This window comes from Arenimonas malthae CC-JY-1, assembly GCF_000747075.1.
In the GTDB taxonomy this organism is placed as follows: Bacteria; Pseudomonadota; Gammaproteobacteria; order Xanthomonadales; family Xanthomonadaceae; genus Arenimonas; species Arenimonas malthae.
Genome location: NZ_AVCH01000148.1, coordinates 23,475 through 32,997, shown reverse-complemented (window position 1 = coordinate 32,997; position 9,523 = coordinate 23,475). Strand labels below are relative to the sequence as shown.

General features: G+C 72.5%; 7 protein-coding genes and 1 pseudogene. 1 reads left to right on the top strand and 7 read right to left on the bottom strand.

Features of this window, described 5'->3' with window-relative positions; translation table 11 throughout:
* The 7 genes from N790_RS06695 to N790_RS06665 all read right to left on the bottom strand — a co-directional run.
* On the bottom strand, nucleotides 1-588 hold a 588-nt coding region (locus N790_RS06695), incomplete at its 3' end, for a Plug domain-containing protein (RefSeq protein ID WP_043802385.1).
* 46 nt (nucleotides 589-634) lie between these two features.
* Nucleotides 635-1,147 (bottom strand): hypothetical protein, encoded by a 513-nt coding sequence (locus tag N790_RS06690; RefSeq protein ID WP_052385754.1) that lies wholly within the window; start codon nucleotides 1,145-1,147, stop codon nucleotides 635-637.
* Between the two features lie 26 nt (nucleotides 1,148-1,173).
* Entirely contained in the window at nucleotides 1,174-1,983 is an 810-nt protein-coding gene (locus tag N790_RS06685; protein ID WP_052385753.1) for a CHAD domain-containing protein, read from the bottom strand.
* A 63-nt stretch (nucleotides 1,984-2,046) separates the two neighbouring features.
* A complete protein-coding gene (locus tag N790_RS06680) occupies nucleotides 2,047-2,910 on the bottom strand; it encodes a sterol desaturase family protein (protein ID WP_052385752.1) in 864 nt (287 codons plus the stop codon).
* A complete protein-coding gene (locus N790_RS06675) occupies nucleotides 2,910-3,392 on the bottom strand; it encodes an SRPBCC family protein (protein ID WP_052385751.1) in 483 nt (160 codons plus the stop codon). Before N790_RS06675 ends, N790_RS06680 begins: the two co-directional genes overlap by 1 nt.
* A gap of 39 nt (nucleotides 3,393-3,431) precedes the next feature.
* A complete protein-coding gene (locus N790_RS06670; protein WP_043802382.1) occupies nucleotides 3,432-4,043 on the bottom strand; it encodes a 3'-5' exonuclease in 612 nt (203 codons plus the stop codon).
* Nucleotides 4,044-4,045: 2 nt separating this feature from the next.
* Nucleotides 4,046-5,872 carry a DUF294 nucleotidyltransferase-like domain-containing protein gene (locus N790_RS06665; protein ID WP_043802380.1) on the bottom strand — a complete coding sequence of 609 codons (1,827 nt, stop codon included), beginning with the start codon at nucleotides 5,870-5,872 and terminating at the stop codon, nucleotides 4,046-4,048.
* 127 nt (nucleotides 5,873-5,999) lie between these two features.
* On the opposite strand from N790_RS06665, the pseudogene N790_RS06660 reads away from it, so the two are divergent.
* Nucleotides 6,000-9,449, top strand: a pseudogene (locus tag N790_RS06660) (hybrid sensor histidine kinase/response regulator).
* The last annotated feature ends 74 nt before the right edge of the window (nucleotides 9,450-9,523 follow it).

Genomic DNA, 9,523 nt, shown 5'->3' with positions numbered 1-9,523 from the left:
GGCGTCCACGCGCAGGCCGGCGTTGGCGGTGAGCGGGCCGCGCCAGGAAGCGCCCGCGCGCCACAGCCCGTCGCTGCCGGCGAGCGCATCGGCTTCAAGCTCGGCGGCCGGCGGCGGCGCTTCGCTGAAAACGGAAACCACGCCGCCCGCGGAATTGCCGTACAGCGCCGAATACGGCCCGCGCAGCACTTCCACCCGCTCCGCCGCGCCCAGCGCGAAATGCGACACCTGGCCCTGGCCGTCGGGCATGGTGGCGGGAATGCCGTCGGCGTAAAGGCGCAGCCCGCGCACGCCGAAACTGGCGCGGGCGCCAAAACCGCGGATCGACACCTGCAAGTCCTGCGCCTGGTTCTGGCGGTCGCGCACCACCAGGCCGGGCACGCGCGGCAGGGCTTCGGCCAGTCCCAGCGCGGGGCGGGCGCGGCGCAGCGTGGTGGCGTCGAGCACGTCGAGCGACGCGGGCACGTCGGTGAGCGGGCGCGCGTCGCGGGTGGCGGTGACCACCACGGGCTCGAGCCGCGGCGGCGGCGTGGTTTCGGCGGCGAAGGCGGCCAGCGGTGCCAGCAGCACGAAGGAAAGTGTCTTCACCGGCGCAGTGTGCCACCCGCCCCCGTGAACGCCCCGCCAGCGCCGCTCAGCCCACCACGAAACGCAGCGGCACCGAGGCCAGCTTCTGCAGCAGGCCGCGCTCGATGCGGCTTTCCCAGGAATCGAAGCCGATGGTTTCGATGGGCCGCCACAGCGCCACCCAGGCCAGGATCAGCAGGCCTTCCGACAGCACCTCGCCGAACGGCGCCGGCACCATGGCCAGCCAGTGCCGCGCCACCAGCACCACGGCCAGCGTGAGCGTGCCGGCCAGGATGGCGAAGCGGCCCACGCGCCGGCGGCGCCGGTGGCGGCGTTCGGCCTGCGCATGCGCCAGCGCGAAGTGCGCGTGGATGGCGTCGGCCATTTCGCCCAGGCGCGCTTCCAGCGAAGGCGGCCCGTGCAGCACCACCGTGAGCGGTTCGCGGTGGCCGTGTTCGCCGGCGCTTTCCACCAGGTAGGCCTCGACGCGGCGGTCGAGCGCCTTGGCCGGAAACGGCGCGGGGTCGAAGCTGTCGTAAAGCTGGTCGAGGTGCTGCAGGCGCAGTTCGATCTCGGCCATGGCGGTATTCCCGGCGGAAAGACGGCTCAATCCTGATCGTCGGCCAGCCCGCGCACCTGGCGCAAGCGCCGGGCCGCCAGCGCGCGCAGCGCGCGCCGCAGCGGCACCGGGAAGGGCGAACCACGGCCGCAGGCGCGCAGGAGCAGCACGTCGTCCTGGGCTTCACCGAGCGTGGTGGCTTCTTCGGGGGAAGCGCCGGACGCCGGCCGCAACTCCGGCGCCAGCGCCAGCAGCAGGTGGTCCTGCTGGCGCAGGCGGCGCAGGCGGCGGCGCAGCACGTGCCAGCGCTCGTCGTCGCCCGGGGCGCGTTCGGCGCGGCGGCGGGCCTTGGCCAGCCGGCGTTCGGAACGCGCCACTCCCTTGGCCACCACGGTCTCGTCCACCGCGTCCCAGTCCAGCCGCGCCAGCCGCGCGGCCAGTGCCAGCAGGCGCTTGCGATGGCGTTCGAAACCCGGGTCGCGCGCCAGCGCCGCGGCCATGAGTGCGTCGCGGCGGGCGCTGGCCAGGGCGATGGCGTGGGGCAGTTGTTCGCGCAGTTCGACGGGGGCCGTGGCTTCCAGCCGGGCCAGGCCTTCGACCAGGGCCTGGGCGTCGCGCAGCCCGCACAGGCCGCGGCAGGCCTGGCCCAGAGCGTCGTCGAGGCGACGGCCGGTGTCGCCCAGCGGGCGCCGGGCCAGGGCCAGGGTGGCGCGGGTGCGGCGCAGGCGCTTGCGGGCCTGGTGCACGCCGGCATGGCGCGCGTCGCCCTCGCGGGCCAGTTGTTCCGCGGCGCTGGTGAGTTCGGACAGGGCGTAGTCGCGCAGACGTTGGCCCAGCGGTTCCTGCGGGTCCGGCATGGGGCTGCCTCCAACCAGGGCCCCCAGCCTAGGGCGGGCGCATGGCGCCGCCGTTGACCTGCATCAACCCGGCGGCGGTTCCGCCACCGGGCGGGGGAAATCCCGCTGCGACAGGGCTTGTTCCGGCGGCCCGAACAGCTGCCCCAGCCGCTGCCAGCCCTGCGCCCGGGAGGCGTCGCGCAGCAAATCACCCCACTCGTGGAAGGTCAGCACCAGCGGGTTGTGCGAACGCACGGGTTTCACCAGGCCGTATTCGCAGGGCACGGCCGGGTCTTCTTCGGTGAAGGTGCCGAACAGCTTGTCCCAGACGATGAGCACGCCCGCGTAGTTGCGGTCGATGTACTTCGGGTTGCGCGCGTGGTGCACGCGGTGGTGCGAGGGCGTGTTGAACACGTGCTCCAGCCAGCCCAGCCGGCCGACCGCCTGGGTATGCACGAAGAACTGGAAGGCCAGGTTGATGGCCACCACGGCGACGATGTGCGTGGGCGAAAAACCAATCCACGCCAGCGGCAGCCAGAACAGCGACATGCCCGACACCGGGTAGGTGATGGACTGCCGGAACGCCGTGGACAGGTTCAGCCGCTCGGACGAATGGTGGGTGACGTGCGAGGCCCACATCCAGCGCACGCGGTGGCTGAGCCGGTGCCACCCGTAATAGGCGAAGTCCTGCGCCACGAACAGCAGCGCCACCGAGGCCCAGGAGGCCGTCAGATCGAACACGCGGAACTGGTGCACCCACCAGTAGGCGCCGATCACCGCCGCCCAGGCCAGCGCGTCGGCACCCTGGTGCATCAGCGCCAGCGCGGCGTTGGAAAGCGTGTCGCGCAGCGTGTACAGGCCAGGCCGGCGCTTGCGCCAGTACCAGGCTTCCCAGGCCACGAAGGCAAGGAACACCGGCGCCAGCGCCAGCAGCAGCCACTCGCCCATCAGGGCGCCGCGGGCACCGGTTCGGCCAGCGCGCGCGCCATGTTCTTCAGGCAGCGGTGCATGGCGCGGCGCATGAACAGCTGCAGCATCAGCGCGGTGACGGGCGCCAGCCAGCGCCGCGCCAGGGTGAATTCGTAGTCCCAGCGCACGCGCGAGCCGAATTCGTGGCCGGCGAAGGTCCAGTTCGCCTCGCCCTGCGTGACCAGCCAGGAAAACGGCGGGCGGAAGCCGCTGAGCACGTAGGCGTGGCGCACCGGCGGGTCGAGCACGGTGACGCGTTCGCTGAGCACGGTGCCGTCGGCGTTGTGCACCCGGCGCGTGCTGCCCACGGCCAGCGGCGCGTGCAGGCGGATGCCGCTGACGGCCGGGATGGGTCCGAAACCGGTGAAAAAGGCCGGGAAACGTTCGGGGCTGGTGGCCATCCGGAACGCCACTTCGGGCGTGCAGGGCAGGCTGCGTTCGGCGGAAACGGTCAGTCGCATGGGTGCAATTCTGGCCGCTGGCGGCGCCGGGTGTCCATCTCAGCCGCCCTGTTTGCGCCGCTGCAGGGCCAGCCAGGCCAGGGCCACGGTGCTGGCGTCGCCCAGCGCGGTGTGGCGCGCCAGCACCGGCAGGCCGAGCTCGGCGGCGATGGCGTCGAGCGACAGGTCCACCCGGGCATGCGGGTCGGCCAGGCGGCGGTGGTCGAGGTAGGCCTGGCCCAGTTCTTCGCGGCCGTTGGGCAGCGGGAAGCCGAACACGGTGCGCATCGGCCGCTCGAGCATGGCCAGGTCGAAGGCCAGGTGGTGGCCCAGCAGCGTGCGTGGGCCCAGCCAGCGCAGGAAACGCGGCAGCACGTCGCGCAGCTGCGGCGCGTCGGCCACTTCGGCCGGGGTGATGCGATGGTGGCGGATGGAGTTGATGTCGAAGCCGCGCCCCGGGTGCACGTAGGTTTCGAAGCGTTCGCCCAGCTTCACCTGGCCACCGCGCACGGGCACGGCGGCGAGGCTGAGGATGGCGTCGTGGCGCGGGTCGAGGCCGGTGGTTTCGAGATCCAGCGACACCCATTCGCCCGCCGGCGCCGGGCCGAACAGCAAGCCCCATTCGCCCGCGCCGTGGCGCCGTGCCCACCACCAGCGCTGCAGCCGGTTCATGCTCAGCCGCCCACGTGGAAGACCGACTGCACGTGGTCCTTGAAGGCGTTCACCACGCGCAATGCGTCGCGCAGCAATTCACGGTCGAGCCGGCGCAGCGCGGCCACGTCCACGCCGTTGCCGGGCGGCAGGCCGGCGTCGAGGTCGGCCAGCTGCTGGCCCAGGCGCAGGCGCATCAGCACCGCCAGCGCCTGCGGCACGTCGCGGCCGAGTTCGCTGTCCATGGCGCCGGCGGCCACCAGCGCGGCGCAGCGGTCGAAGCTGTTGCGGTGGGCGATGCCATGTTTCAGCGCCAGCGTGCGCAGGCCGTGCACCAGCGGGAACACGCCGCCGCGCTTGATGTCGGCGCGGCCGCCGGTTTCGCGCACCTGGCCCAGCCAGGTGAGCGGGTTGCCCTTGCTGAGCGCCGCTTCGGCCAGGTAGCGCAGCAGGATGGCGTCCCTGCCCAGCTCGCGCATGGCCGGCTGCAGCGGTTCGTAAAGCGCGGCGTTGCCGGCCACGGGGCGGGCGTCGAGGGTGATGGCCAGGTCGAGCGCGGTCTGGCCGTCGGCCACGCGCGCCCACTGGCCGATGCGTTCGCGCCACTGCGACACCGTGAGCCGCCAGTGCGGGTTGTTCACCATCACCTGGCCGGGACAGGGCGGGTAGCCGATGCGCTCGAGCGCGGCCGAAAAGGCGTCCATGGCCGCCGGCAGGCCGTCCCATTCGAAGCCGTCGGCCAGCACCAGGGCGTTGTCCTGGTCGGTCTTGAGGATCTGCTCGCGGCGGCCCTCGCTGCCCAGCACCAGCAGGCAGGTGCGGTCGTGGAACTGGGCGGGCACCACCTGCGCGAACACCCGCGCCAGGATGCGGCTGTTGAGCGCGCTGACCATTTCCATCAGGTAGCTCATCTTCGCGCCCTGGGCGTGCAGCTGGCGCACCAGGTCGGCCATGCCGCGCGCGGCCTCGGCGATGTCGTCCACGGTTTGCGCGCGCGCCAGGCGCAGGCTGATCAGGTGCGAACTGCTGGCGTAGTGCGCCAGCACTTCGGCCATGCCGAGCGTGCCCAGCGCGCGGCCCTCGCCGTCGCGCACCACCACGCGCTCCACGTGGTGTTCGGTCATGGTGACCAGGGCCTGGAACAGCACCTCGTCGGCGCGCACCGCCAGCAGCGGGCGGCTGGCCAGCGGGCCCACGGGCGCGTCGCGGCCCAGGCCGCCGCCGGTGAGCGCGTCCAGCAGGTCGGTGCGGGTGACGATGCCTTCGCCGTTTTCGCCTTCGCCGGGGGCCACCAGCAGGCAATCCACCTGGTGTTCGCGCAACGCGGCGGCGGCGGCCGCGATGCCGGTGCTGGCGGGCACGGCGTGAACCGGCGCCAGCTGCGCATCGGCCACGCGGGTGAGCATGAGCCGGCCCAGTTCGCCGGGCTGCTGCTGTTCGGCCAGCAGCCGGCGCTTCACCGACAGCGCCTCGTGGAAGTAGGCGGCGAAGCGCGGGTTGTCGGCCAGCAGCGCGTGGAAGGCGTCGGCCGGCAGCAGGAAACACACCGTGTCCTGCACGGCCTCGTAGCGGTGGCGGGCGCGGCCGGCGATGACGGCGAAGGCGCCGAACAGGTCGCCCGGGCCGTAATCGGCGAACTTGGTGCTGTCGGCGCCGCGGCCGTCGAAGGCGTGCACCAGGCCCTTGAGGATGACGTGCACGTGCGGCGAGGCCTCGCCGGCCTCGATGATGCGCTGGCCGGCGGCGAAATAGCCCAGGTCCACCGCGGCCGCGAGGCGGCGCTTCTGGCCGGCGTCGAGCAGGTCGAAGGGCGGGGATTCGAGGTCCAGTCCGGGCACGGGCGTGGCCATGGCGCCAGCCTGACATGGCGCGCCGCCGGCGTCAGCCACGGCGGACCTTCGACTTTGGTCGAAGCCGCGCCCGGCCCGGCATGCGGCGCTACACTCGCGGCTCCCCGGATTCGCGGAAGGAGGGTCCGTGATCCCAGGCTGGATCCTGCTGCTGGTGTCGGTGGGCTACGTCGGGCTGCTGTTCGGCGTGGCCTGGATGGGCGACCGCAAGCCGCTGTACCCGCGCCGCAACTGGCTGCGGCCGATCGTGTATTCGCTGGCGCTGGCGGTGTACTGCTCGTCGTGGACCTTCTACGGCGCGGTGGGCACGGCGGCCACCACGGGCCTGGGTTTCCTGCCGATCTACCTGGGGCCGATCCTGCTGTTCCTGTTCGGCTGGCGCATCCTGGAAAGGCTGGTGCTGGTGGCGCGCGAGCAGAGCACTGTGTCCATCGCCGATTTCCTGGCGGCCCGCTACGGCCGCGCGCAGAACATCGCCGCCATGGTGACGCTGGTCGCGGTGATCGCCGCCATTCCTTACATCGCGCTGCAGTTCAAGGCGGTGGCGATGAGCATCGAGGTGCTGTCGGGCGTCGATTCCGACGCGGGCGTGGGCGTGCTGGCCGACCCGGCGCTGTATTCGGCGCTGTTCCTGGCGCTGTTCGCCATCCTGTTCGGCACCCGCGAGATCGACGCGACCGAACACCACCACGGCATGATCCTGGCGGTGGCGCTGGAATCGCTGGTGAAGCTGGTGGCCTTCGTGGCGGTGGGCGTGTTCGCGCTGGGCCACCTGCCGGGCAGCGAAGACCTGCTGTCGCGTTTCCAGGCCGCCACCCGCGAGTTCGTGGCGCCCGGCATCCCGCAGGGTTTCATGGCGCAAACGCTGCTGGCCTTCGCCGCCATCGTCTGCCTGCCGCGCCAGTTCCACGTGGCCGTGGTGGAATGCGGCGACGTGGCCGACGTGCGCCGCGCGCGCTGGATGTTCAGCGGCTACCTCGTGGTCATCTGCCTGTTCGTGGTGCCCATCACGGCCAGCGGCCAGGCCCTGCTGTCCGGCGCCGGCGTGGCGCCCGACACCTACGTGCTGGCGCTGCCGCTGGCCATGGACAACACGGCGCTGGCGCTGGCGGCCTACGTGGGCGGTTTTTCGGCGGCCACGGGCATGGTGATCGTGGCCTCGGTGGCGCTGGCGACGATGGTGAGCAACGACCTGGTGATGCCGCTGCTGTGGCGCGGCAGCCTCACCGACCCCGACGAACGCCAGCACCTGGGCCGGCGCGTGCTGTGGGTGCGGCGCATCGCCATCGTGGCCATCGCGCTGCTGGCGTATGCGTACTACCGCGGCGCGGGCGAATCGGGTTCGCTGGCCGCCTTCGGCTTGCTGGCGTTCGCGGCCGTGGGGCAGTTCGCGCCCGCGCTGATCGGCGGCCTGTACTGGCGCGGGGCCAGCCGCCGCGGCGTGATGGCGGGCCTGGTGGCCGGCTTCGTGCTGTGGGGCTACACGCTGCTGCTGCCCACGCTCACGCGCGCCGGCTGGTTCGACGCCGGGTGGCTGCAGCAGGGCCCGCTGGGCCTGGCCTGGCTGCGGCCCGAGGGCCTGTTCGGCCTGAGCGGCTGGGACGCCATCACCCACGGCACCTTCTGGTCGCTGCTGGTGAACATCCTGGCGCTGCTGGTGGTGTCGGCGCGCTACCGGCCCAGCCTGGAAGACCGGCTGCGCGCCACGCCCTTCCTCGACCCTTATGCCGCCAGGCCGCTGGCCTCGGCCGGCGGCTGGCAGGGTTCGCTGAGCACCGAAGACATGCTGGCGCTGGCCACCCGCATCCTGGGCGAACGCGCCGCGCGCCGCGCCTTCGCCGAGTACGCCGCCGCGCAGGGACGCGAACTTTCGCCCGGCGCGCCCGCCGACCGCGCCCTGGTGCAGTTCACCGAACGCCTGCTGGCCGGCGCCATCGGCGCGGCCTCGGCGCGCCTGACGCTCACCACCGCGCTGCGCGGCTCGGGCATGGAGCTGGGCGAGGTGATGAGCCTGCTCGACGAAGCCAGCCACGAGCTGCGCTTCAACCGCGAGATCCTGTCGGCCACGCTGGAGAACCTTTCCCAGGCCGTGAGCGTGGTGGACCGCGACCTGCGCCTGGTGGCCTGGAACGGCCGCTACCAGCAGATGTTCGAATACCCCGACGGCATGCTGTACGTGGGCCGCCCGGTGGCCGACCTGATCCGCTACAACGCCGAGCGCGGTGAAATGGGCCCGGGCGCGGTGGAGGAACAGGTGGCCAAGCGCACCACCTACCTGCGCGAAGGCTCGCCCTACGTGTTCGAGCGCGTGTGAGCCAACGGCCAGGTGATCGAGATGCGCGGCCAGCCGCTGCCCGGCGGCGGCTACGTGACCACCTACAGCGACATCACCGACTACAAGCGCGCCGAACAGGCCCTGCGCGAATCGAACGAAACGCTGGAACAGCGCGTGGAGCAGCGCACCCGCGAGGCGGCCGAGGCCAACCTTTCCAAGACGCGCTTCCTGGCCGCCATCAGCCACGACGTGCTGCAGCCCATCAACGCCGCGCGCCTGTTCACCTCGGCCCTGCGCGACAGCGACGAGACCGCCGAGCAGCGCCGCCTGGCCGAACGCGTGGACGCTTCCCTGCGCGACGCCGAAGAACTGCTGGACGGGCTGCTGGACATTTCCCGCCTGGACGCCGGCTCGCTCAAGCCCGAGCTCACCGTGTTCCGGCTGGACGAGCTGATGGCGAGCGTGGCCGCGCAGTATGCGCCGCTGGCCGCCGCGCGCGGGCTGCGCTTCCGCGTGCATGCCAGCCGGCTGTCGATCCGCAGCGACCGGCGCCTGCTGCGGCGCGCGCTGCAGAACTTCGTGGCGAACGCTCTTCGCTACACGAAAGAAGGCCGCGTGGTGATCGGCGCGCGCCGGCGCGGCGGCGGCGTGGACATCGAGGTGTGGGACAGCGGCCCGGGCATCCCGCCGCACCACCTGGCGCAGATCTTCGAGGAGTTCCGCCGCTTCGAGCAGCCGTCGCCCTGGGGCGAACGCGGCCTGGGCCTGGGCCTGAGCATCTGCCAGCGCGTGTCGCGCATGCTCGACCACCCCATCAGCGTGCGCAGCTGGCCGGGGCGCGGCAGCGTGTTCGCCATCCGCGTGCCCGTGGCCGACACCCCGGCGCCCGCCAAGCCGCCACGCGCGCCGGTGGCGCACGGCGACCTGTCCGGCCTGAAGGTGCTGTGCCTGGACAACGACCGCGAGATCCTGGACGGCATGGAAGCCTTGCTGGGCCGCTGGGGCGTGGACGTGCGCGTGGCCGAAACCGTGGCCGCCGCGCTGGCCCAGGCCCGCGCCGACCGCCCCGACGTGCTGGTGGCCGACTACCACCTGCACGACGAACTCGACGGCCTGGGCGCGCTGCAGGCCCTGCGCGAAGTGTGCGGCGCCCACACGCCCGCCGTGCTGGTGACCGCCGATGGCAGCGATACGCTGAAGCGCGCCGCGAGGGATTTGGGCCTGCCGGTGCTGACGAAGCCGGTGAAGCCGGCGAGCTTGCGGGCGTTCCTGGCGGCGCAGCAAAGGCGGGTGGGGGTTTAGCCTCCCTGCGCCGGGAACAATTCCCAGCAGGAGCCATAGGTTGCGCCGAAGGTCACATCCTTCGCGCGCGCCCA

What these genes read in the sequence shown, in the direction of transcription:
- N790_RS06690 (WP_052385754.1), bottom strand. Translation starts at nt 1,147, where the DNA reads ATGGCCGAGATCGAACTGCGCCTGCAGCACCTCGACCAGCTTTACGAC.
- N790_RS06685 (WP_052385753.1), bottom strand. Translation starts at nt 1,983, where the DNA reads ATGCCGGACCCGCAGGAACCGCTGGGCCAACGTCTGCGCGACTACGCC.
- N790_RS06680 (WP_052385752.1), bottom strand. Translation starts at nt 2,910, where the DNA reads ATGGGCGAGTGGCTGCTGCTGGCGCTGGCGCCGGTGTTCCTTGCCTTC.
- N790_RS06675 (WP_052385751.1), bottom strand. Translation starts at nt 3,392, where the DNA reads ATGCGACTGACCGTTTCCGCCGAACGCAGCCTGCCCTGCACGCCCGAA.
- N790_RS06670 (WP_043802382.1), bottom strand. Translation starts at nt 4,043, where the DNA reads ATGAACCGGCTGCAGCGCTGGTGGTGGGCACGGCGCCACGGCGCGGGC.
- N790_RS06665 (WP_043802380.1), bottom strand. Translation starts at nt 5,872, where the DNA reads ATGGCCACGCCCGTGCCCGGACTGGACCTCGAATCCCCGCCCTTCGAC.